Origin of the sequence: Pseudobacteroides cellulosolvens ATCC 35603 = DSM 2933 (genome assembly GCF_001262605.1) — a bacterium.
Taxonomy (GTDB): Bacteria; Bacillota; Clostridia; order Acetivibrionales; family DSM-2933; genus Pseudobacteroides; species Pseudobacteroides cellulosolvens.
In genome coordinates this window covers 6,469,881-6,495,000 of record NZ_LGTC01000001.1, presented here as the reverse complement: position 1 = coordinate 6,495,000, position 25,120 = coordinate 6,469,881, and the positions used below count along the sequence as shown (strand labels likewise).

The window sequence follows — 25,120 nt, the reverse complement described above, 5'->3', positions numbered from 1 at the left end:
ATACCTTTTAAAATTAGCATTGCACCTATCATAGCAGGGACTCCGGTTGTATATGAAATTGCCTGTGATCCTACCTCCTTATAGCATTCTTCATGGATACACACATTGTAAATATAATATGACTTAGGTTCTCCATTTTTTACGCCTTGTATAATACAGCCTATATTCGTTTTGCCTTTTGTTCTCTGCCCCAGTGCAGCAGGATCAGGAAGAATAGCTTTCAAAAACTTTAACGGTATTATTTTATTACCTTCGTATTCAATTGCCTCTATAGAAGTCATACCTACATTTTTCAATACATTTAAATAGTTAAGATAGTTGTCAGAAAAAGTCATCCAAAACCTTATTCTCTTTAGGCCTTTTATATTAATAGCCAAGGATTCCAGTTCCTCATGATACAAAAGGTAAATATTCTTTGGACCTACAAGGGGAAAATTATATACACTTTTTATACTAAGTGGTTCCGTCTCTATCCATTGGCCATTTTCAAAGTACCTTCCGTTAGCTGTTACCTCTCGGATATTTATTTCCGGGTTGAAATTTGTTGCAAACGGATACCCATGATCACCAGCATTAGCATCAACAATATCTATAGAATGAATTTCATCAAAATAATGTTTCTGTGCGTATGCACAGAAAATTCCTGTAACACCTGGGTCGAAGCCACAGCCTAATAATGCCATTATACCCTTCTTTGCAAACCTATCTCTATATTCCCACTGCCATTTATATTCAAATTTTGGAACCTCGGGTGGTTCGTAGTTAGCTGTATCAATATAATGAACTCCTGTCTCAACACATGCATCCATAATGGATAAATTCTGATATGGAAGTGCCACATTAATGACTACATCAGGCTTAAATCTTTTTATTAAGCCGATTACCAAATCACTATTATTAGCGTCAAGCTGATCAGTAAGAACATTAGCATTACCCCCGGTTAGTTTATTTCTAATCTCGTTGCATTTTTCTATAGACCTGCTTGCTATGCAAATCTCGTCAAAAACCTCTGAATTCTGATAGCACTTGTGGGCAACAACATTAGCAACACCGCCGGCACCAATAATTAAAACTTTCCCCATATAAACCACCTCTGAAGCTAATTCTTTAATTTTTAATCTTTTAATCCATAGCTTTCATTCTATCCAGTAAAAGCCCATCCGTACCAGTATTTGTTCCGGCAATAAAATCCTTCATATAATAGAGCAAATATTGGCCATAGTTACTGTTAGTATTAAGCAACATTTCATCTACGTAGAAAGCACCCTTTGGAATGGAATCCAGCAAGAGGCTTGCAACACCTGCATAGATACCGCAGGCAACTTGAAAGTATGTCGCATTAACACCAAATTGACTGTAAATATCCTGGTTGCTCAAGACATTATACATATAAGCTTCCTGATCCTCATAAACCACAAGTACCCCCACAAGATCCTCACCTTCAAGAAATGCTTCAGCCGGGTCAAGAACTTTATTGGGACTGGTCCAAAAGATGTCGGTATTTTCAATGTTGTTCCTAATAAGCTCTGTTGTATGGTCATTTACCCTATATATAAATCCAATTTCCATATCATACAACTTACCTAATGTCAGTACTTCCTCATGAGGCATCAGACAGCCGTAAAACTGATTTGGACCTAATGTTACCTTGAATTCAAGTTCATATACTTCCTTATACATTAAAAGAGGTGTATGCTGCTTAATAAACATTGGAAAGTTAAGAATGGCTTCGTCTAGAAAACACTCAGGGGACCAGGTGGTATAGATAGTGTCCTTGTCTGCCAGTGTTTTATCAACGAAGAATGAGTTGTCACGTTCAACAATATAGCAGGCCTTAGGCTTCATATCAGGTAATTTTTTCATTATCTCAAGAGCCATCCACTGTACAACACCAGGGTTCATGCCTGAACCTATAATAGCAGAAGTATTTACGAAACCGCCTTTGTTTTCCTCGAAAATCCGATACCTCTCTAGTAGGGTAAAGCGTTCAATATCCTCGTTTTCATCCACGCTTGTATTCTCTAAGGCAGTATTTATATATAATATGCCAAGTTCGTCGCAGCACTTGAGTACCTCTACAGTATCTGCCCAAGAAACGTCTATTACAAGAGTTGTCTTAGTTTGTTTAAGATGTTTTTTAAGAACGCTGGTCTTATTGGCATCAAACTGATGTAGAGAGGCTTGCCCCATTAATACAGGAAAATATTGTCTGTAATATAACTCATCCTTCTGTTTAAGATCAATAAGATGTATTTTGCTGTTCTTCATAATTGGCTGAATCGGATCACTCTGATCCTGAATGACTTTATTGAAAATTGATAGTAATGCCTTTGCAACTCCTCCACTACTCCCTAAAATAGAAATAACAGTTTTGGGGTTCATAATTATACACCTCACATATATGTTTCACATAAATCAGATACAATCTATCGTATAGTTTACGTAATACATATTATGCGAAACTTTTATGGATTGTGATTTAAATAGAACGAGTAACACTTTAAAAACAGATAACATAATATAGGAATGGGGTGATTGGCAGGGTGGAATCCCCTGCTTCATTGAACCTATTATGAGAGAAGGACTAATATGATTATTACTAATGCTACCGCTCAAGATGTTCATGATATGTTACAACTTGATTATAAGTATTTTCCCGAAGAGTGGCATCTTTCTGAAGAATGGGTCAAGGAAGCTATTCAAATAAACCCAAACATTTATCGTGTGATAAAATCAAATGGGCAGATCAAAGGGTATTATTGCTTTTATCCAATTTCCAGGGGCCCTTATGAAAAACTATTATCCGGTGTAATACACGAATGTGATCTTCTAGATTACCTTCATGACTACATGAATCCTTGTGAAGTGTATTTATATTTATTATCCATTATTGTTGACATAAATGATCCAATTCACAAAAGCTATACTCGTCAATTAATAAAGGACATACCAAAACTTTTGGATATTATCAATAGTAAGGGTATAACGGTTAAAGAGATTGGAGCCATAGCTATCTCAGATGACGGAGTCAGAATCCTTAGAAAAATGGGACTAACTGAGACCGATAACCTCTCAATGCAAATGGCAACAAAATTTATTGTCTATAGAGGTAAACTGCCTGGTTTAACCATTGAGTAGACCTACAATAATATACATTCAATATCTGAAACAGTATTTGCAATATAAGTAGGCTTGTGCATTTCAAGCTCCTCAAGCGAACCATACCCATATAGCACACCTATAGAATCAATCCCAGCTTTATTGGCCCCAACTATATCATGTTTTCTGTCACCTATCATAACAATACTATCATCTATTGGCATATTACTCTCTCTAAGCACAAATTCAATAACTTCATGCTTTTCAATTCTGCTTCCATCCAGATTGCTTCCTGTAATCCTTGAAAAGTACTTCAATAGATCTAAGTTGCTTAAGACCTTCTCAGCAAAAACTGTCGGTTTTGAGGTTGCTACCATTAATGTCTTGCCTGCAGTATGCAGATTATTAAGAAGCTCCGGAATATATGGATACACTGTATTTTCAAGTATGCCCTTTACAGAGTAATACTCTCTATACTTTTCAATAGCCTTCCTGGCATCTTCTTCATTGAAACCATAAAACTCCATAAACGAATCTCTTAGCGATGGGCCTATAAACTTTTCAAGGTTATTTAAGCATGGTTCAGCTATGCCAAAATAATTCAATGCATACTTCACTGATTTTGTAATACCTACCTTTGAATCCGTAAGTGTACCATCCAAATCAAACAAAACAACATTATAATTTTTATTAATCATTTAATCCCTCAAGCAAAACAAAAACACATACAATTTAAACATTGTATATGTCTGTTTTGTATCTTTCCAAATTATCTCTTAGCCATACTATTGTTTCTTTAAGGCCATCTTTTAAAGAATATTCGGGTTTCCAATTTGTTAATTCCATAATTTTTTTGTTTGAACCCAATAGTCTATCCACTTCACTTTTTTCCGGTCTAATTCTTATATCATCATTTATTACCTTAGCTTCTTTGTTTATTTGAAGCCTTATCTCTTCAAAAATATCCCCAATACAAGTTTCAACCCCTGTTGCTATATTTATTTCCTCGCCTATTGTTCTATCTGACTTAGCGATCTCGATAAAGCCGTTAACAGTATCTTTTACATAATTAAAGTCCCTTGTTGGAGTTAAATTTCCTAGTTTTATTTCTGTTTTCCCTGATAAAAGCTGAGAAATTATTGCTGGTATAACTGCTCTAGCGGATTGCCTTGGCCCATATGTATTAAATGGTCGAACTATTGTGACCGGGAGGTTATAACTTCTATAGAATGACTCGGCAATTCTGTCTGCACCTATTTTTGATGCAGAATACGGTGATTGTCCCTGAAAAGGATGCAGTTCATCAATAGGCACATATTTAGCAGTACCATAAACCTCTGATGTTGATGTTATAAATACTCTTTCAACAGAAAAATCTTTCGCTGCTTGTAATATGTTTAGTGTGCCTTTTATATTGGTATCAATATAGCTTTCTGGAGCGATATAGCTATACGGTATGGCAATAAGTGCTGCAAGATGAAAAATACTATCAACATCCTTAACTACTTCTCTTAGGCAATTTAAATCACGAATGTCTCCCTGAAAAACATTTATCTTAGATAGAGTATCTGCAGGAAAGGTATCCAGCCATCCCCAGCTATTGAAGGAATTATAAAATACAAATGCTGTAACTCTTGCACCTTCTTCTATGAGTGCCTCAACCAAATGGCTGCCAATAAATCCATCTGCACCTGTTACCAAGACTTTCTTACCTTTAAGTTCCATATTTTCCTCCCTGACATTACAATGATTATATAGTTATCATAGGTTAAGTTATTCTGTCAAGGTATATTTAAATACTTAAGGTATGATAACTTTTTTCAGCCCTTCACCCGATTCAAATCTTACAAACCGCCTAATAATTATATTTTCACCTATAATTGAAATCTTATTATTTAAAAGCTGTTGAATTGATATGTCAGGATCTTTAATAAATGGCTGCTCTAAGAGACATACTTGTTTATAAAACTTCTCCATCCTCCCTTCTATTATTTTGCCAACTATATTTTCCGATTTACCAGCTATATTGGCTTGAGCCTTTATAGTTGCTTTCTCATTTTCAATCACTTCCAAAGGTATATCTTCTCTTCCTATATACTTGGGAGCAACTGCTGCAATCTGCATTCCCAAATCTTTGACAAACTCCCTGAATTCTTTGCTGAGTGCTGCAAAATCAGTCTCAATATTAACCTCCAGCAGCACTCCAATTCTTCCATTTCCATGAATATACGAATCAACAATACCTTCTGCTGCTATTCTGTTTGCTTTTCCTTTAGAAATTCCTTTTTCCCTCAAGAAATTCAATGCTTTTCCCATATCTCCGCCATGCTTCACAAGTGCATGCTTACAATCCATTATTCCAGCACCTGTTCTTTCTCTAAGCTGTTTAATAACTTCTAACTTAATCATATAAAATGCCTCCCTATTTTTACTGGCGACGTGTATGGGACTCGAACCATCGACATGCAGGAGTCAAAGTACTGTGCCTTACCATCTTGGCTACACCTCAAAATATAATTCTGGCAGGGTGTGTGGAAATGGGAATAATAAGGTTCGAACTTATGACCTCCCGGTTATCAGCCGAGTGCTCTAACCAACTGAGCTATATTCCCATATATAAGTTGTATTAGTGGAGCCAGAGGGATTTGAACCCTCTACCTTCTGCGTGCAAGGCAGACGCTCTCCCAATTGAGCTATGGCCCCAAATATAAGTGCGGGTAAAGAGATTCGAACTCTTAAAACTCGGATTTTAAATCCGATACCTATGCCAATTCGGTTATACCCGCATACTAAAAATTAAAAAAGTGGTTAAATCCTTTTTATTGGACTTAACCACTATCATATGCCACTTGCTTTATTGCAACCTTTAGATTAATTTATCCGGGTACAATTGTTTAAAGCATTTATGCAATAGAGGATTAAGCCAATGTTTCCAAATATTCCAACATTGTTTCTCTGATAATTCCGCCGCAATATTCTTTTGTTCTAATTCACATCCTTTAATATATAACATTGTAATCCTCCCTTCTATAATTATTAGTCAATGATTTGCCCTATGTTACTCAACAACATTTTTTCAGGCACAGTGATCATATGATACCACAGGCAAAGTTATCCTGTCAAGGAATATTTTGAATTTATTTTGATTTTTTTTGCACGCTGTATATTTTCATACAAAGCATTTATAAAACTGGTAAAACCTTTTCGAATTATCTTTATCACCCATACCATCATACGATTTACTTATCAGCAGGTATATTTCTGGGTTGTTCAGGTCCATTGAAATAGCTTTTTTTAAAGACTCCAGGGCCTTGTCAAAAATGCCTTTGTCCAGGTATACTTTTGCATCATTGATAAAGTTAAGCAAAATACTATCACCTGGCTCAGAGTGTAAAGGAACATTATCCAGCTCCTTTAGAACAGCCTTAATTTTTTCAGCAGAAAATGGCTTTTGTATGTATGCAACAGCACCTAAATTGGTGCAGTCTATTGCATTTTTTACTGTTGCATACGCTGTAATAATAATTACAGGAGTCTTGATGCCTATATCCCTAATTCTTTTCAGTACTTCGGTGCCTCGTATTTCCGGAAGCTTAATATCTAAAAATGCCAAATCAAAGGCATGCATTGTGAACATCTCCAACGCCTGTTTTCCATCAACTGCAGTTATGACTTCATACCCCTCCAGTTCAAGACACTTTGTCAGCATCATACGAATGTTTTTGGTATCATCTACTACTAAAACCCTTTTCATTTTTTACTCCTTTCCAGAGGAAAAGTGTTATTAATCTTACATTAGGTATTATCAAATAATTAACTGGTCAATAGGGCATTTCAAAAAGTTGAATTAAGATATTATACAAAAAAATACTTGAATAATGTATTTTTTGAAATGCCCTTAATCACTTTTCATCAACATCAAAAGAGTCTACTTCAAGGGTGAATTTGAAGCTGCTTCCCACCCCGAGCTTGCTTTCACACCATATTACTCCATTATGGGCAGCAATAATTTCTTTAACAACAGCAAGCCCCAGTCCTGTTCCCCTTACTTCAAAATCGCTGTCCCTTACCTGTACATATTTTTCAAATATCTTTTCCAGATAGTCTTCCGGAATTCCTGTTCCTGTATCTTTCACCGTAACATATACCTTATTCGACTCATAAACAGCACTTATACATATCTCATCTCCAGAACCTGTGTATTTGATTGCATTTGTGATTAAGTTGTTCAAAACCCAGGTTATTTTTTCAAAATCAACATACACCATCGGTAAACTATTATCTGGTTCATAATGAAGATATACGCTGTTCTGAGCTGCAAGGTTATAAAACGGCTGTACGGCACATTCTATAATACTGTTGATTGAGTACTTCTGAAATTTATAAACTGCTTTTCCCGACTCGATACGTGTCAATTCCAATAAATCATTTACAAGCTTGGCAAGCCTGTCGCTATCCTCTTTAATTGCATTTACAAACTGCTGCTGTTCTTCATTTAATACACCTACGCTTTCATCATTCAGCATATCTGCTCCCATTATGATGGATGTCAATGGAGTCTTGAACTCATGGGATATTGTGGCTATAAAATCAGTCCGGATTTTCTCAAGCTCTTTTAGCTGAGTTACATTCTGAAAAACAACAATTGTTCTTGATAAATTATCATTGCTATCCTTGGCTGTTGCCACTACAACATTATAAAAATTGTATTCTTTATTCGAATTAACGGTGAATATTTTTTGCTTGGTGTCAACATCTGAATCAATAGCACTTGAAATAAAATCAAAAATTTCTTTATTTCTAACAGCTCCAATAAAGTTTTTGTTAATCACATTCTTCTCTATAACTCCAAATACCTTTTCAAATGCGTGATTGAGCATAACTATTCTGTAATTCATATCAACAACTACTATAGGATCAGATATATTTTTAACTATTACATTGGACTTATTTTCCTCTGCCAGAATATTTCCCGAGTGCTCTGTTCATACTGCTGAAGCCTCTTAGTCATATTATTGAATTCCTCGGCCAATTCCCCAATCTCATCCCTGGAAATTATATTGGCCTGCTGATTCATATCCCCTGCTTTAATTAGCCTCATTGTTTTAGTAAGCATAGTAACAGGCATCAGAAACTTGTTACTGAAGAACCTGGAGATAGTATAGCCGCTAATAATAGCGAATATCGACAATCCTAAAACAATATACATGGAGTTGTTTGAGTTTTTGGTTGCAGAGTATTTGCTGTTGAACATGGATTTTTCATTTAAGATACATAGTTGTTTTAATATATTTTTTGTATTTATAAAATCCGACATCATTCTGTTGTTGTAGAAATCAACTGCTTTTGAAATACCTTCCCTGCTTCTGATTTCCTGTAAATCAAAGAAAAGCCTGACATAGTTGTTATAAGATGCTTTAATAGCGAGGACAAGCTCCTTTTCACCCTTCTCAGTAATATTGTTTGCTGTTACGTTGTACCATTTGAGAAACTCCTCATTTCTATCTGCAAAAAGTGCCTTGCCTTTACTGGAATCTACGCTGATATATATCAATACAGCACTGTCCTGCCGCTCAATAGCATCTATCATATTATTTGCAGCACTGATACTTTTATAATTTGCTATCATCAGTCCATCAATGGCTTTAGACAAATTATAGAGATTAAAGGAAGCGGTAATTCCCACAACAGCAATCAATAGCACCAACACTAAATATATTAAGTTGATCTTCCCTTTTAACGTTTTAATCATTGTAATTTGATATCCTAAATAATATTTATTTATATATTTTAGTCATTCCTTAACTCTTAGTATAATTTTGAATAATTTATTTATCAATATTCTTAACTATATTTTAATTCGAAATAATAATGATAAGGCTGTGATTTGCAGCGATAACCTTCCTAAACAGGTTTAAATGCTATAAGCAAAAGTAAGTATCGAAGATTATGAGGCTTTAGTTATCTATACATGTGGAATTATAATCATTAAGAGTTGCCCTTATTTATAAGTGATGGAAGAGGTGAGGTTTAATGGGCGGCATATTAACTAAAATTGGTGTGATTTCTCTTACTTTAATCTCTTTGTTAATACTGGGTAAGGCAGCTAACTTAGTTGACAGAGATGAAGTATCTAAAACTTATAAATTTGAAGACGATGATGATGATTAGAAGATAAGTCATGCCTAAATTTGAAAGATAAGTATATAAAGGTGGGTTATATGTTTAAAGATTTAAAAAGAGTACTAATAGGAAGACCTTTAAAAAATGAATTAATGGGTGAAGAAAAGTATGGCATTTTATGGGGACTGCCTATCTTGGCAAGTGATGCCATTTCTTCAGTTGCTTATGCAGGACAGGAAATTTTAATGGTATTAATCCCCATTATTGGAGCTCTAGCCTATGGACAATTGACAGTCATATCATGTTTCATAATCGGACTTCTCATACTTCTTACCCTGTCATACAGGCAGACAATTCAATGCTATCCAAATGGCGGAGGTGCATATATTGTTGCAAAGGAAAATATTGGGATCCTTGCAGGAGTAACTGCTGGTGCAGCATTGTCGGTTGACTATATTTTGACTGTTGCTGTTAGTGTGTCATCAGGAATAGCTCAAATCACTTCAGCTTTTTCCCAGTTAAGACATTATACTGTTCCACTATGTGTGGTCATGGTATTGCTGCTAATGTTGGGAAACCTTAGAGGAATAAGAGAATCATCAAGGATTTTCGGTATTCCGGCATACGCATTTATTATTGCTATAATAACCATGCTTATTGCAGGTTTTTTAAAAATAAAGAGCGGATATATACCTCCTGAGCCGACAATAAGGTCAGTAGGTGAGCCCATAACGCTTATTTTGTTGTTAAGAGCTTTTTCCAATGGATGTGCTGCATTGACAGGTGTAGAAGCAGTAAGTAATGCAGTACCCAATTTCAAAGAACCTTCAACCAAGTATGCCCGTACAGTTTTACTGCTGTTGTCCATAATTATTTTCTCTCTTTTCGGTGGTACGTCAATACTTGCAAACTTCTATCATGTAGTACCCAGTGAAGAAAATGCTATGCTTATTCTAATAGCAGAAGAGGTCTTTGGAAAAGGGTTTATGTTTTATTATATAATGGTTACCACATTTATAATACTGGTAATGGCGGCTAATACAGCCTTTTCAGGTTTCCCAATGCTTGTTGCAGTTATGGCAAAAGAAGGCTATGTACCAAGACAGTTAAGTATGAAAGGTGACAGGCTTAGTTACTCCAATGGTATAATCGTTCTTTCTGCAATTTCCATTTTATTGATTGTTGTATTTAAAGCTAAGGTTTCTTCATTGATTGGACTTTATGCCATAGGTGTTTTTATATCCTTTACTCTATCGCAAACCGGAATGTTCTTAAGATGGAAAAGGGTTCGAGGAAAAAATTGGGTTGCAAAAGCAGCCATAAACTGTACAGGAGCTATTGTGACTGCAATAGTTGTCGTGATTATAGCTATTACAAAATTTAATGAAGGTGCATGGGTAGTTGTGTTTTTGATACCTGTTCTTATATACCTTATGTTGAAGGTAAAAAAACACTATGTTGCTGTAAAAATTCAGTTACGGGTAAAAAATGAGGAACTGGATGAAATAAATATAACTCGTGATATATACACAAATCGCGTAATAGTACCCATTGCAAGCATTAATAAATCAAGCATCAGGGCATTAAGGTTTGCCCGAACAATTTCCGATAATGTTGTTGCATTCTGTGTTGCAATTGACGAAGAAAGCGGTAATGAAGTCAGAGAAAAATACGAAAGACTGAATACGGATATCCCGTTGGTTGTAAAATATTCTCCGTTCAGGAGGGTTGTTGAGCCTCTACTTAAGTTTATAGAATCAACGGAATATGATTATAATAAAGGTGACATGATAACCGTGGTACTGCCCCAGTTTTCCGTCAAACGCGGGTGGCACAGGATTTTACACAATCAGACCCGTATATTCATTGAAAAGGAGCTCTTAAAGCATAAGCATATTGTTTTAGCTACAATGCCTTTGCAGCTAAAAGATGATGAGTATGTTTTAAGCAGTGCCAAGTATAAATAATAAACCATAATTTGCTATACGTCGAAAAAGGCACCTAACATGCACCCCAAATGTGGGATTATGCCAGGTGTCTTTTTCGGGATTTATCTATTGAGTATGAAGTGATATATGTAAAGTAACCGATGAGTTACATTTATATTGTATCAACTTTCGCACTCAATGTCAACAGAAAACGTAACCCTTAGACAACATACCCTGTATTTTCTTAACATTCTCACTCTTATGAAAAACCATAAGTACCATCATATCTTTGTATATTTTAAACATTTTAATTCCCCCAGTCTGTTATTTTATTGGATTTCTTATGAATACAATATATAACGATTAGGAATTAAAATATTTGATTCAGTATGAGATGTAGAAAACTTAATATGAAATGCTCAGATTACAGTCTATTCCATTAATCTGTTTAACGTTATTTATCCTATAATGCAGTATAATCGATTTTTCCAACTAAAAAAGGTCTCATAAGCTTTTGAATTGTAGATAGATCATTATTTGCATCCAGCCATACTTTAATGGATTCATCATTTAAAATCACCGGCATTCGATCATGAATAAATGAAACATCAGAATTGGCCTCAGTAGTGATGATCGCTATTGCAGCATAAGGTTTGCCGCCAGTATCGTTGAATATATCGTATAAGCCTGCCATATAAAAAATAGATTTATCTTTAACCTTTATGAGATATTTAGTTTTCGTCTTGTTCTCATGTGTCAACCACTCGTAATACCCATTAGCTGGCACCAGACATCGCTTTGAAGCAAATGACCTCCTGAACATTGGCTTTTCAGCTACCGTTTCTGCCCTGGCATTAATAATAACACCGGAATTTTTAAAGTTGGAAAACCCCATTTTGCAGTACTTAATATATTTCTGCCATTATGAGAGTATACCGTAGGTATGTTGGCAGTTGGAAACACTTCACCGTTTAATTCTTCCTTATACCTTTCCGATATCTCACTGACAAAGTTTTTAATTTCTCTAAAATCATCATCTGTTAGCAATAAAAACCTTCCACACATTTAAATCACCACCTCTTTATAGAATTATACCACTTATTTATGTATAATGAACTTTAAAATTATTTTCATTTGCTGTTACTTATTTGAAAGTTATAGAGTATAAAGTATGTTATCATGATAACGAAAATATATGGATTGGCGGTGGGATGAGTTTGGAAAAGGAAGCCCAGTTAGTTTCAAATATTCTTGATGGAGATATAAAATCATTTGAAGTTCTAATGTCCATGTATAGAAACCGTATTTACAATTTCCTTTTGAAAATGACACTTTCAAAGGAAGACTCTGAGGATATGACCCAGGAGGTTTTTGTAAGGGTCTATAATAACCTCTATCAGTATAACAATAAATGGTGCTTTTCTACATGGATTTTTAAAATAGCAGTAAATGTGTTTAAAACAGAGTATTATAAGAAAAAAAACAGGGAATCAAAAAATATTAAGGACATATTAAATGCTTCAATATATACATCAGCTACAGACCCGGAAAGAGCTTTCGAAAATATGGAAACCAAGCTGGAAGTACTTAAAATGCTTGATTCTTTAAATGTTGATCAAAAGATGGCTTTAGTCCTTAAGTATGTCCAAGGATTTTCATACAAGGAGATAGGCGAGGTTCTCAAAATGTCCCCAGAAAATGCAAAAGTCAGGGTTATGAGGGCTAAGAAATCCCTTGTAAATAATTATAGCGAACCAAAAGGAGGGATAATTCATGAAATGTAATAATTTTGACGATATAGTTCTCTATGTTGATGGTGCTTTATCTGATGAAGCCGCAAAATGTCTGGTAGATCATATGAAGGATTGTGAGGATTGCAGACAAATGGTTGATACTCTCATAAATGCCAATGGATTTCTCAAAGACGAAGCTACTGCTGATAAGAGTATTGATGATAAAGTATTAAACTCAATTGATAAAAGCAGATACACAGATAAAAAGAGTAAATTTAAGCTGTTTTGTCAACTTCATGTATTTAAAAGAGCGCTTAAACCAGCTGCAGCAGTAGTCTTTATATGCATGGTATTTTTATACCTGGGTTACGGAAAATATTTTACTGATAATGTACAATCCGGTACAGGTCCGGCTAAAGATACTTCACAGCCGGTTAATATTCTTGTCCTAGGTAATGATAGCTACAAAAACACAGATGCAATCATATTAATCAATTATGACCTAATAAATGCACAAATGAATTTACTATCTATTCCAAGGGACACGAGTGTTAATTTGAATGGCTCTCAAACCAAACTTAGTCATGTTTACCATGTAGGTGGTCCTGGTGTAGTTTCAAAGGCAGTAAGCGACCTTCTAAAAGTTGATATACAATATTATGTTTGCTTTGATACAATTGCCGCTCAGAAATCTATAGATTTACTTGATGGAGTTGATTTTAACAGTCCTTTTGATTTGGATTATGATGATCCTATTCAAAATTTGCATATACATATCAAAAAGGGGCAAAACCATCTTGCAGGTAAACAAGCAATTGAATTTATGCGATTCAGGAAAATGTCACATTACAAAACCAACCTTTTAAATTATTATAATGGAAGTGATCTAAAGAGGATTGAAGCACAGCAAAACATGCTTAAAGCATTAATCGAACAAAAGCTTAATGTCAAATATATCGCGAAATTTAATGAGATTTTCAAAACAATATCATCCAGTTCTGAGACCAATATCTCTTTAGGTGATGGTCTGAACTTAATAAAAAATCTTCATAAATTAAATACTGCTGACGTAAATATGTTTATACTTCCAGGGAAGGTACAAATAGACAGCAGCATATTTTATTACACAATTGATAATGAGGCATCACAAAATATTGTTAAAAGCTATTTCCAGTCCGGCAGCAAATAACTTATGTAACGATAACTAAACTTCATTATTTTATCGTATACCCCACAAAAAGGCTTGTTGATTCGCATTATTTACTGTCTAGAATTCACTTATATTCAAAAGGGGGATAAAATAATGATTTTAGAGAGAAAAACTCGATTAGTCTTTGTGTGTCTTGTTTTAGCAGTATTCATGTTTCAAAGCCCTTTTCAACCCATAAATGCTTTTGCAGCAACCACTGTCAATATTGATCCTAATACAACATACCAAACCATAGAAGGATGGGGTTCAAGCATTTGTTGGTGGGGAAACCAGATTGGCGGTTGGTCTGCAGATAATAGAAACAAGCTTATTGAGAAAATTATAAGCCCAATAGATGGACTGGGGTACAATATATTCAGATACAATATAGGTGGTGGCGAAAATCCCAGCCATAAACATATGACAACGTTCAGAGATATGCCAGGGTACCAGTCTTCAACGGGAACATGGAACTGGAATGCGGATGCCAACCAGAGAAATGTTTTAAACAGGTTAATTGAAAGAGGTAAGTCTTATAGTTATGACATGATACTTGAGGCATTTTCCAATTCACCTCCATATTGGATGACAAAGAGCGGATGTGCTTCGGGAAATACTGATGGATCCAACAACCTCAAAGATGATTATTATGATGATTTTGCCGAGTATTTGACTGAGGTTGTGAAACACTTCAAGGATGAATGGGGTATCACCTTCAGGACATTAGAACCTTTGAACGAGCCCAATGTAAATTGGTGGAAATCAAACGGAGGGCAGGAAGGGTGCTGCTTTACCGTCTCCGCACAGCAAAAAATTATAAAAGAAGTAGGTGCAAGACTAAAATCAAAGGGTTTGACGGGGACAACCATCAGTGCCGCTGATGAAAACAGTATAGATACATCAGTTGCAAGTATTGGTGCCTATGATTCAACAATATTGTCATACATTTCCCAGATAAACACTCATTCATACGGCGGCAGCAAAAGAACACAACTACGGGATCTTGCAAAGTCTAAAGGGAAAAAGCTCTGGCAGTCGGAATCAGGCCCTCTTAACTTTACAGGTGATATGATGGATTCAAATATCATGCTATCCCAGCGTATAGTGAAAGACCTGAAAGAGATGCAGGCTGATGCATGGCTTGACTGGCAAATAATTGACGGTGGTAATTGGGGAAGCATTTATGTAAACAATACCGCTCAAACTTTCACACTCACAAAGAAATTCTACATGCACTCAAATTATAGCAGATTTATAAGGCCTGGCTATACAATTATCGGTGCCGATAACGCTGTTACACTAGCGGCAATGAGCCCCGATAAAAAACAGCTTGTTATCGTTGCTACAAACGCAAGTAAGACCGATACTACTAGTTTCACGTTCAATTTGTCAAAGTTTGCAAATGTGAAAAGCACAGTCGATGTATACAGGACATCTTCAAGCTTGGATTTGGCTAAAAGTAGTGTTAATGTAGCCTCTAAAAATATTAATGATACTTTGCCAGCGTATTCCATTAATACATATGTCGTATCTCTTGGAGACAGCAGCACACCAACCCCGACTAATTCTCCAACACCAGTCATCACTCCAACCCCTGTCCATTCAAGCGGTGATTTAAATGGAGATGGAAAGATAAACATGGCAGATATAATCATTCTTGCAACTTCTTTCAATGCAGTTAGAGGGGAAGGTAAATACATAGAAGCTAATGACATAAACAGAGATGGAGTGATAAACATGGCGGATGTTATAATTATTGCAGCAAAATTCAATTCAACAGTATAATTTATAAGATATGATCAAATAAGTAATTTTTCATTCATAGCTAAGCACACCCTACTGCCTGCTATTAGTAAGCAATAAAGGGTGTGCTGTGTTTTTCTATTTCTTCCTAACCCCTATCCCTGCTTTTTGCGGCTTTTTATCTTTCTTTCTTATAAGCATTATCAAGTACCCTATAGCACCAACCATCACCAACAGGGTTACCCACGCAGCGGCAAGTGAAATAGGATCATCCGGTGCCAACCATGGAGCATCAGGATTTTTATTCTGTACATAATACACATACCACTCATTTGTCAAACATGCAGCAGTAGTAAGAATTGCTGGAATCCACATACGTTTATCCCAAATAATACACACAATAGCCATTATTATTGCAGGAAGCAGGTATCTTTCATGAACCCTTGAAGCAAACAAGAATATACCTGTTGTAAGAATAAACGCTGAAAAGTACAATGCTAAAGCACTTTTCCTCTTAACCAGCAGCAAAACTGAAGCTAACAGCCATACAATGCAATAAAGGAATATATATCCCCATGTACCGTAGGTAATACCAAAAAGTGAAGGAGTTCTATCGTCTACCATCTGTTTACCCAGTATTGTCCACAAATTAAATGCATTTGCTGTTGCAAAAGGGTAATCATCCAGTGATGATGAATAATGATGTACAAGCCAATAATAGAAATCAATTGCTTTAAATGCAGCTTTTTTTATATCTCCTGAATTTTCGTCTATATTAACTAATCCATATGGAAACGGCCTTTTTTCCATTTCAACTTTTACATACCTTGCCTTAACGGATTTGAGGGGTATATTATCATCCTTACCATCTCCATTTGACATAGAATAAACAGTTGTCCATTTACTTGAGTCATCTGAAACCTGCACACTGTATCCCTTGGCATATTCAAAACCCCAATTCAGTATTACACTCCCTACTTCCATGGATGAGCCAAGATCAAGTGCCAGCCATTGGAGTGAATTTCTTTTGGAAGCCCAATAAGTATCAAACACACCATATTTCCCATCCATCAGGTTACTTGTGGAAAACTTATCCTCAGCAGTCGACGAAGCATTAATTTGCTTACCCTGTGAAATGCTCTTCATATCTTTACTGTATACTTCAATTTCTCTCATGCTGTAAAACGGTGTTTCTTTATACAAGGGCAGAATAAGTCCAGTATAAATAAGTAAACATCCCAAGAAACCTGTCCCAAGCTTTAAGAAACTGCTTTTTAATGCAGGCTTAATGATATTTTTATCCTTTGTCTTAAAATACTCAGAAAATTTTGCCCATGGAAAATCTTTAAAGTACAATATTGCCACTAAAGGAAATAGGGCTATAGCTTGAGGCTTTGTAAGGGCTGCAACCGCGTATACGAATAAAGCAATATTCGATCTTTTAATGTTAAAGAAGTATATTACACCAATAAACAATGCAGCTGTGATTCCATCAAACTGCCCCCACACTGATGAATTGAAAACTATTGCAGGATTAAGTACATAAAATATGGCCAGTCCCATACCGAGCCTGATTTTATTGTACTTCTTGCCAATAAGATAAATAAAGGCGGCTGCAATAAAATCAAATAGCACTGCCCATATCTTAATAATGAATTCCTGTGCCAAATCAGGCAAAGTAAAGGCTTTTACGATAGCTCCAGATATCCATAGGAAAAACGCATAAACAGGGCCATATACAAAATGTATATCTGTAGTAAAATTTTTTAGGGGGTTATTCCCTAGATATGAAACCTCCCACTTTAGAAATCCAATATCAATCTTATGACTTGGAAGCAATGTCAGCAAAACCCTGACAATTAGCAGAGCTATTGCTATAAGGATTATTTTATTCTTTGCGATGGGCTTTTCTTGCAGATCTACATTTTGTATCTTTTTGTTATTGTTGGATTTATTATTTCCTTTACTGCTGTTCAATGGTGATCCTCCTTTTTTGTTGTAAAACAACAAAGCATTTTATTATATATTATAGAAATGATTACAATTTTATTTTTGAATTTCCCAGATAGTAAAAAAGAGAAGCTGGATTCGGGCCAACTTCCTTTTTTACTAAATTAAAAGTATTATTAATCTTACATTTGACGGAGCAAATAACGAACGGTCTAACGGGATTTGCAGAAGACAAATGTAATAGATTTAACACTTTTAATATTAAAAGTGTTATTGAGGAATTCCAAATTGGGCCAAACTGCCGTTTTTATATCTCTTATCGTTGGTTACTTCCTTACCTATCCAAGCAGGTGGTGTATACTTGTTGGCTTCTTCCTCGTTTGGAAATTCTATTTCATAGTATGCAAGCCCTGCCAAGTTACCCTTGAATATATCGATGGCAAACATTACTCCATTTTCATCCAAGCCTTGATATCTGGTCTTATATATTATATTGCCTTCTATTTTTTTCATAAGGATATTATATTCCTGTTCGGTAATCCAAAATTCACGTTCTTCCCTAGTCATAGCCATATCATCAACGTATGCTTTAACTGTCAGGAAAAACATCCAATCATCTGCTTTTCTAATCCTAATTTCAGGAGAGAAGTTTATATAAGCCTGTTCAAGTTCGTATTTATCAAGTGTACTAAGATCATATGGTATTTTGCTTTTATCAATAAGGAACTTTCTCTCAATTTCAAGACCCGATAAATCCGGTGTTGGTGTTGTCGATACTATTGGTGTAGGTGTGGGAGTTACTACTTGTGTCGGTGTAGGTGTTGTCGAAGAAGGAGTAGCAGTAACAGGTGTAGGTGTTGAATCTATCGGTCTATAGGGAGGATAAGCTGCAGAAGTCATATTGAAATATTTGGCTATATAGACGAAATCAGATAAATTTATTGCACCATCCTTGTTAATATCTGCATCGGCCGAATATATATTATCACCTTTTATGCTGTTAAACATTTTTGCCAAATAAACGCAGTCCGCAATATTTATACTACTATCTCCGTCTATATCCCCCGGCAAAATGTATATATTATTATAGTATGTAGTAGAATTTGCCTGTAATTCTACACCTTTTATGGTTCTCTTTAAAAATCCCGGTTTTTCAATTATCATATCTTCCTTAAACGTACTTTTAAAATTACGAAAACTTCCATAAAAATTACCTCTTTCATCCGACGTTGTTTTGAAAGTGCCAAAGCTGATTGTAAAACCGGCATTAACCAGCTTTGCAGCTTCCTGACTGCAATCAACATCTGTTTTTATACTTCCCTGCACAACAAATGTAGGAGGCGGCATTTTTTCCACATCTTGCAATGTTGTTTCGGCATATACCTCTTCTACTCCTTCAACATTAGTTATCATAGTTGGCTGAAACAAAAGCAGGCAAACTAAAACCAACATAATGCTTCTTTTTAATTTAATCATCAAAACTCCCCCTTCACTAAACTTTAAGTAATACATGTATGACATCATTGTATCAAAATTTTTACATATTCACAACAATTATATTGTATACAAATGTAGTTTGGGTTTAACAGCCTCTTCAAAGAAGAACTCCCTCCTAATTCCACTATATTCAGCAACTACTTTAATTCTGTATTTTTCAGTCTTCTCAGAGGGATTAAAACAGTAGTTATATAGACATCTTTTCTTTTTAGTTATAGTTTCCGTTATGCAATTATGTCCAAGCAGGTTTTCCTTATCATCATACAGGTATGTATCTATTATACAGCGATGTGAGTTATCATCACGGTTATAAAGACCAAGCTGCAGTATCAGCTGCTTATCAGGCTGTGTTTCTTCGTACCTCAATGTTGGTCTCACCGATAACAAATCCTTATGAATAAGCTCAAATATAAGACCACTGAAATCAATGCTTCCATAATCTACACATAACCTTAGTACATGCCCACCCGCCTGAAGTGGGATTCTCAGCCTTTTGAACTCTTCTGATTCAGCCTTCTTCTTATTAGGTTCAATGGCTACGGCATCTGTGATATCCTTTCCGTCACATCCAATATGCAATACTGCATCAGTATTTTTGCAGTTGGATGCGATAATCTCCATTTGATAGACACCATCATGCTCAACAAAGACATCATATTGAAGCCATTCAGACTTTTGGAGGGCTACACTGGCTATGGTATTGAAATTTATCACTCCAATTCTCCCCGGAATGAAACCAGGGTCAAAAGGTACTTCACTTACAGGTGCCGGTAGAGTTTCCTTTCCTCCGAAAAAGCTTTCCTTAGGCCCTAGGTAACTTGGTTTTAACCCACCTGTATCTATAACTATTTTCTGCAATACAGCAGTCGGGTCAACCATCCATATTTTTAATGTGTGGTAACCTGCGTCTTTTACTAAATGGTTGGTTACAGTTTTTCTTGTGTTAAGAATAACACTCATTTCCCAGTCCTGGTTGTCAATGTTGCCATCCTCATCCATCTTTGCAGCATCGGCTATCTGAATCGGTTCATCATCAAAAGAAACTCCAATTCTCACGCCTTTTCCCGGGATAAAATTAAGCGATGGTGCCAAAAAAGCTGTAACTTCAATATTACCAGGATTCAAAATATATACCTGATATTCAAGGCATGGTGAATTTTCCGGTGGCACCGCACTTTCAGCCGTAACAGGGAATACAGCCATGGATGACAGGGTTCTTCCATATTTGTCAATCTTTTGCCAATCTGCCCCATTGGCATTTATTTTATTGGTGTAGTGTTCTGCTTCAATAGATATATAACCATCATTTTCTATAAATCCAACAAGGCTTTCCCTTTGAGGAAATGCAGGGTTAAAAACGCTTAAATCCACAGTGGCAACTGTTCCACAGCTGCTTGATATTTTCAAGCTTCCTTTTACGGCTTGACCTTTAGATGCTGCATCCCATTCAATATCCACCCAAATTCTCTTTTCCCTGTATATGGTGCCCTGGCCTATACTAACTTTAATCCAAGCTGCACTAGACTCAATATTAAAAAGAAATGCATCTGATTTTTTATTAAATATATCAATATAATGGCTTTCCCGTGTAAAGTTATCAAAATACAAAACCGGATTTTCCGATGCTTGAGGCCATGCTTTGCTGGATCCTTCAATCGCAATGCCCATATCAGCCCCTGCTTCCAATGGAATCCTTTTTACCTCAGGCATTATGTTTTGAGGAGGATAATTCCAGAATGTATAGCCAATATGGGTCTGATCCATGATATGATCCCACTTGCCCAAAGCCAATCGCTTGTTATAATCAAAGGTTATTTCATCATCTGCCTCAAAGTCCAGCTCTGCAGTCCGTGCCAGAACATTGGCCATTGACCTCTCCTGCTCTGCATAAAGTTTGGTTCTTGCTGCATGTATATAAATCTCATTGACTAATTTAGAAGCTTTTGCAGGATATAAAACCAGCTGAAAAAAAGCATCCTTTAAGCTTTCCGGCAATTCACCATATATCTTCTCTGCCATCGATACCATCCTTTCAAGCTCTTCAAGAACGGTATCCGCTTCCTTATAGTTTACTACACTATAAATATCCACCATGTTTATATGTTCCGGCTTAATGCGTCCGTTGAATTTTGCATATCCTTCGATAATTGCGGCTATATCCTCTGCATATTCCTTGCCGAAATTCCTTTCAGCCCATGAAACATGGTATTCCCATAGGTTATCCCTTGTAAAATCATTCACATTCCTTGCCATGCGAAGAAAGAATTCGGTATTGAATTCCATGGGCTTCAAATCACCCACATTCACTATCCATATACGGTCAGCACCGTATTCATAGGCTTTATGCATCTGTTCCCATGCCTTGTAAATGGGAACAGTATTTATCCATTTATAGGACCTGGGCCCTCCGACATAATCAAAATGATAGTAAATCCCTGCCCCGCCTTGCCTTTTTCTCTCTTCCTCTGTAGGAACACGCCTTAAGTTTCCGAAGTTGTCATCAGACCATAGCAAAGTTACATCATCCGGAACCCTCATCCCATTTTCGTAAAAACTCTGGACCTCTTTATAAAGTGCCCACAGCTGGGGAACTTTATCTACCTGGGGATTCATTTTTTCCGCTATGATTTTGCGTTGATCCTCTATAATTGTCTGGAGCAGCTGCATCTTTTTCTCAAAGTTACAGCTGCCCTCCATTTCCTCGTCGCCATCTCCACGCATACCTAGTGTTATTGTGCTTTCAAAGTTTTTATTTCTTTCAATTCCAAACTCCCAGAATTTATATAATACATCTTTGTTTGAAGCATAATTCCATGGTCCGTTTCTATGCTTTCTCCATTCGCAATATGCCCTCAGCATGGGCTCATGGTGTGATGTTCCAATAACTACACCGTATTCATCGGCTATGGCAGGGTTTAGCTCGTCGTCTTCGTTAAAGGCACTGTCCCACATGGCAGGCCAGAGATAATTAGCCTTAAGCCTAAGTATCAACTCAAAAACCTTTTCATAGAATTCGTGAACAAAATCTCTATAGTTAGATCGTACCCATTCCATCAAGCTGGGTCCTTCATCATTTATAAATATACCCCTGTATTTTACAGATGGTTCCCTTTCCTTGTATATTCCATTCCTTACAACCAAAGTCGGCTGATATGGTGCAGGAATATCCGCCCACCAGTACCATGGTGAAACCCCTATTTTACCGGATAAGTGGTATACGCCAAATATTGTCCCTCTTTTATCGCTTCCGGCAATAACAAGTCCTAGCTCAACTCCCGGAACAGGATTTTGCACTACTTGAATAACAAATGCCTCCCACTTTCCTATGATATCTGCAACATCAAGCTTCCCATCCTTGATCAATTCATCAATAATTGTGCTTTTTCCTAGGGTACCAATGATAACCGCATGCTCCGAAAGTGGCGACAAATCATTTTTTATTTGAGGAAGAACCCTTGATACACGATTCACATCGTCCCTCAAGTCCTTTGCGGCTCTTACAACTCCTGAAAAATCATCACCTGAAACATAAATATCCGATGCCTTTGACTGGTGAACTAGCTTGAAATTTCCTTTGCTATAAACGTTTTCGATATGCATAGTCTATATTCTCCTGTAAGTATGGGTTTTGTTGTCTTTTTGAATCAGTTGGATTTTATTATATCAAAATTTTGGCATTTCCTCAATATAAGTAGCTATGCTTGATATTTATGATGCCAATCATGGGGTTCATTAAGCATTGGATATTATATCTTACAAAATAGGGTTTGGAGCAGCAAATATAAAGGACAGATTGACATATGTCATTAACCTGTCCTTTGATGATAACATTCGTGTTTGAAACAAATTTACTATAATAAAAGTGATAAATCTATTACATTTGCCTGTCGCAAATCCCGTTGAACCGTTCGTTATTTGCTCAGCCAAATGTAAGATTATTAACACTTTTAATAACCTAAAACCATGTCATTGTATCTTACCCATTCCTGTGCCGAACCGTCATAAAATTTAACATTCTTATATCCAAGAACTTGTGTAAGTACATACCACCATGAGCTAGCATAACCTCCCACTCCGCAATAAACGATGATACTATCATCTTTATCAGCTACAGAAGCAGCCATTTCTTGAAGTTCATCAATGCTCTTGTAGGTTCCATCCTGATTCCACATTAATGGAGTTGGTAAAGATTTGGCATTTGGTATATGACCTGCCTTATCTGCATAAGGTTCTATTACTTCTCCCGAATAAACATTTGCATCTCTGGTGTCAATAATAATGCTCTTGCCCATTTTCTTTTCCACATATTCAATAGGTACAAACATATTCTTTTTTACCTTACCATTATAAACTGTTTCATTTACAACAGGCACTTCTGTTGTTGCCTGCTTACCTTCTGAAACCCACTTGGTGTATCCTCCATCCAAAATAGCTACATTTTTGACTCCCGCATATATAAGAGTGTCTGCAACTCTTGTGGCACCTGCAAGAGAATATGGCGGCTCAGATGGTCCAGGTACTGCAGTAACAATAACAACGATTGATTTTTTTGTAATGCCTAATGTTCCTAAAGAATTGAAAATATCTTCTTTATCAGGCAGTTCCAAAAGAAGATCATCCTTCATGATTATCCATGCAGATGTGGGCATTTCAAAAGGTGCACTTATTGAATTGGGTATATGCCCAGCACCATAATCAGCAGAACTCCTTACATCAAGTATTACAAGATTTTTAAGACCCGCGTTAGCTTCCAACCAGTTGGTAGAAACAATGGGCTCAACTAATTTTTCCGGTATGCACCCATACGCAACATTACCTGAGACCAGTGATGAAAACAACATTACAATTACCAAAAGCAAAATCAATTCTCTTCTCATTTCTCATACCTCACTTTCTTTTTTCCAAAGCGTATTTCAGCACCAAATATACCCTCTTAAAGAATATATTTTTCTGCTTTTTTGTATTGATTATATCATTTAACCATTGTATTTAAAAGGGTATGTTGTTACATTATGGTTTATATATGTAATTATACCACTGAGCCCTTTCCTTTAGTAACCAAGCTAAACAAAAGGAGTGACAGTATTGTAGCTACAGTTAAAATGGATGCTGAAGCAGCCGCTGTACCATAGCTCGCACGAACTACTTCAGTGTAAATTGCAACTGAAATAGTTGCAGTTTTACCGCTGTACAGCATTATACTGGAGCTTAACTCATTTATTGTCGTAATCCAGCTTAATATTGCTCCGGATAGAACACCAGGTATCATCATTCTGGCAGTAATTTTGAAAAAAGTTTTCATTGGTGATACGCCAAGATTAATGGATGCCTCTTCAATACTTGGCTCCATCTGATACAAAAGTGCACTGCTCGACCTTATTATATAGGGCATTTTTCTGATTACATATGAGATAATTAAAATTATAGGTGTGCCTGCTAAAATCAGAGGAGGCTCATTAAAAGCAGTTAGAATGCATATACCTAGTACCGCCCCCGGGATAACATATGGAGACATTGCCATTAAATCCAGTAAGGCAGTGATTTTACCCTTTCTTTTTACAATAAGGTATGACAATAGCATTCCAATTATAATAATTATGATAATTGCAATAAATGAATATGAAAATGTGTTGAATATATTTTTGGAAAGCTTGTAAAAGATCTTTTCATAACTTCCAAGGCTAAATCCTTTGACAAAAATAGGACCATTGGTTTTTATAAATGATGTTATAATTACAACTATCTGAGGTAAAAAAGCAATTAGTGCAACAAATAAGCAAATAGAAGTAAGAATAATACGCTTGGGCATTGATACATTTTGTATGATCGGCGGACGCATTGAATTCTGACCCATACCC

Annotated in this window: 21 protein-coding genes and 3 tRNA genes (1 of these 24 running past the window's edge); 6 read left to right on the top strand and 18 right to left on the bottom strand. The window is 36.0% G+C overall.

Features of this window, described 5'->3' with window-relative positions:
- Both Bccel_RS26905 and Bccel_RS26900 read right to left on the bottom strand, forming a co-directional pair.
- Nucleotides 1-1,082, bottom strand: partial view of a saccharopine dehydrogenase family protein gene (locus Bccel_RS26905; RefSeq protein WP_036944990.1) — the 5' portion only. It extends 118 nt beyond the left edge of the window; 1,082 of the gene's 1,200 nt are visible here — the first part of the coding sequence; its start codon is at nt 1,080-1,082; its stop codon lies off the left edge, out of view.
- 40 nt (nt 1,083-1,122) lie between these two features.
- Nucleotides 1,123-2,382, bottom strand: a complete 1,260-nt coding sequence (locus tag Bccel_RS26900) for a Rossmann-fold NAD(P)-binding domain-containing protein (RefSeq protein WP_036944989.1) — start codon at nt 2,380-2,382, stop codon at nt 1,123-1,125.
- A gap of 207 nt (nt 2,383-2,589) precedes the next feature.
- Here Bccel_RS26900 and Bccel_RS26895 point away from each other — a divergent pair, with 207 nt between their 5' ends.
- Nucleotides 2,590-3,138, top strand: a complete 549-nt coding sequence (locus Bccel_RS26895; RefSeq protein ID WP_036944988.1) for a hypothetical protein — start codon at nt 2,590-2,592, stop codon at nt 3,136-3,138.
- Nucleotides 3,139-3,140: 2 nt separating this feature from the next.
- Here the strand turns inward: Bccel_RS26895 and Bccel_RS26890 are convergent, their stop codons facing one another.
- The 9 genes from Bccel_RS26890 to Bccel_RS31880 all read right to left on the bottom strand — a co-directional run bounded on the left by Bccel_RS26890 (nt 3,141) and on the right by Bccel_RS31880 (nt 8,851).
- A complete protein-coding gene (locus tag Bccel_RS26890; protein WP_036944987.1) occupies nt 3,141-3,797 on the bottom strand; it encodes an HAD family hydrolase in 657 nt (218 codons plus the stop codon).
- 34 nt (nt 3,798-3,831) lie between these two features.
- Nucleotides 3,832-4,824, bottom strand: coding sequence for an NAD-dependent 4,6-dehydratase LegB (locus tag Bccel_RS26885; protein ID WP_036944986.1), 993 nt, complete (start codon nt 4,822-4,824; stop codon nt 3,832-3,834).
- Between the two features lie 75 nt (nt 4,825-4,899).
- Entirely contained in the window at nt 4,900-5,508 is a 609-nt protein-coding gene (gene tsf, locus Bccel_RS26880) for a translation elongation factor Ts (RefSeq protein WP_036944985.1), read from the bottom strand.
- 129 nt (nt 5,509-5,637) lie between these two features.
- Nucleotides 5,638-5,711 (bottom strand) — tRNA-Ile (locus Bccel_RS26875).
- Between the two features lie 18 nt (nt 5,712-5,729).
- A tRNA-Ala gene (locus tag Bccel_RS26870) sits at nt 5,730-5,802 on the bottom strand.
- Between the two features lie 9 nt (nt 5,803-5,811).
- Nucleotides 5,812-5,885 (bottom strand) — tRNA-Leu (locus Bccel_RS26865).
- Between the two features lie 383 nt (nt 5,886-6,268).
- Entirely contained in the window at nt 6,269-6,853 is a 585-nt protein-coding gene (locus Bccel_RS26860) for a response regulator (RefSeq protein ID WP_036944984.1), read from the bottom strand.
- A 148-nt stretch (nt 6,854-7,001) separates the two neighbouring features.
- Complete coding sequence (locus tag Bccel_RS31885; RefSeq protein ID WP_242857053.1) at nt 7,002-7,997, bottom strand: sensor histidine kinase; 996 nt, start codon at nt 7,995-7,997, stop codon at nt 7,002-7,004.
- 38 nt (nt 7,998-8,035) lie between these two features.
- Nucleotides 8,036-8,851, bottom strand: a complete 816-nt coding sequence (locus Bccel_RS31880; RefSeq protein ID WP_242857052.1) for a HAMP domain-containing protein — start codon at nt 8,849-8,851, stop codon at nt 8,036-8,038.
- Between the two features lie 281 nt (nt 8,852-9,132).
- Between Bccel_RS31880 and Bccel_RS30545 the strand changes: the two genes are divergently transcribed.
- Together Bccel_RS30545 and Bccel_RS26850 are read left to right on the top strand one after the other, a co-directional pair.
- Entirely contained in the window at nt 9,133-9,270 is a 138-nt protein-coding gene (locus tag Bccel_RS30545; protein WP_154673506.1) for a hypothetical protein, read from the top strand.
- 50 nt (nt 9,271-9,320) lie between these two features.
- Nucleotides 9,321-11,189: an APC family permease gene (locus Bccel_RS26850; RefSeq protein WP_036944982.1), complete on the top strand. Its 1,869-nt coding sequence runs from the start codon at nt 9,321-9,323 to the stop codon at nt 11,187-11,189.
- Nucleotides 11,190-11,613: 424 nt separating this feature from the next.
- Here Bccel_RS26850 and Bccel_RS26845 read toward each other — a convergent pair whose 3' ends face one another.
- Together Bccel_RS26845 and Bccel_RS29915 are read right to left on the bottom strand one after the other, a co-directional pair.
- Nucleotides 11,614-11,973, bottom strand: a complete 360-nt coding sequence (locus Bccel_RS26845; protein ID WP_242857051.1) for an SOS response-associated peptidase — start codon at nt 11,971-11,973, stop codon at nt 11,614-11,616.
- Nucleotides 11,974-11,984: 11 nt separating this feature from the next.
- Nucleotides 11,985-12,215, bottom strand: a complete 231-nt coding sequence (locus tag Bccel_RS29915) for a hypothetical protein (protein ID WP_050753923.1) — start codon at nt 12,213-12,215, stop codon at nt 11,985-11,987.
- A 146-nt stretch (nt 12,216-12,361) separates the two neighbouring features.
- Between Bccel_RS29915 and Bccel_RS26835 the strand changes: the two genes are divergently transcribed.
- The 3 genes from Bccel_RS26835 to Bccel_RS26825 all read left to right on the top strand — a co-directional run bounded on the left by Bccel_RS26835 (nt 12,362) and on the right by Bccel_RS26825 (nt 15,857).
- Nucleotides 12,362-12,934: an RNA polymerase sigma factor gene (locus tag Bccel_RS26835; protein ID WP_036944980.1), complete on the top strand. Its 573-nt coding sequence runs from the start codon at nt 12,362-12,364 to the stop codon at nt 12,932-12,934.
- The gene (locus Bccel_RS26830; RefSeq protein ID WP_050753921.1) at nt 12,924-14,072 is read left to right on the top strand and encodes an LCP family glycopolymer transferase; all 1,149 of its coding nucleotides are present in this window, start codon (nt 12,924-12,926) and stop codon (nt 14,070-14,072) included. Before Bccel_RS26835 ends, Bccel_RS26830 begins: the two co-directional genes overlap by 11 nt.
- Nucleotides 14,073-14,186: 114 nt before the next feature.
- Nucleotides 14,187-15,857, top strand: a complete 1,671-nt coding sequence (locus Bccel_RS26825; protein ID WP_081927211.1) for a glycoside hydrolase — start codon at nt 14,187-14,189, stop codon at nt 15,855-15,857.
- A gap of 96 nt (nt 15,858-15,953) precedes the next feature.
- Here the strand turns inward: Bccel_RS26825 and Bccel_RS26820 are convergent, their stop codons facing one another.
- From Bccel_RS26820 to Bccel_RS26800, 5 genes are all read right to left on the bottom strand, one after another.
- Nucleotides 15,954-17,792: a discoidin domain-containing protein gene (locus Bccel_RS26820; RefSeq protein WP_050753920.1), complete on the bottom strand. Its 1,839-nt coding sequence runs from the start codon at nt 17,790-17,792 to the stop codon at nt 15,954-15,956.
- Between the two features lie 243 nt (nt 17,793-18,035).
- A complete protein-coding gene (locus Bccel_RS26815) occupies nt 18,036-19,241 on the bottom strand; it encodes a dockerin type I domain-containing protein (protein WP_050753919.1) in 1,206 nt (401 codons plus the stop codon).
- A 78-nt stretch (nt 19,242-19,319) separates the two neighbouring features.
- Entirely contained in the window at nt 19,320-22,862 is a 3,543-nt protein-coding gene (locus tag Bccel_RS26810; protein ID WP_081927209.1) for a glycosyl hydrolase 115 family protein, read from the bottom strand.
- Nucleotides 22,863-23,209: 347 nt separating this feature from the next.
- Nucleotides 23,210-24,139: a sulfurtransferase gene (locus Bccel_RS26805; RefSeq protein WP_036944979.1), complete on the bottom strand. Its 930-nt coding sequence runs from the start codon at nt 24,137-24,139 to the stop codon at nt 23,210-23,212.
- A 152-nt stretch (nt 24,140-24,291) separates the two neighbouring features.
- Entirely contained in the window at nt 24,292-25,116 is an 825-nt protein-coding gene (locus Bccel_RS26800) for an ABC transporter permease (RefSeq protein ID WP_242857050.1), read from the bottom strand.
- Nucleotides 25,117-25,120: the final 4 nt, after the last annotated feature.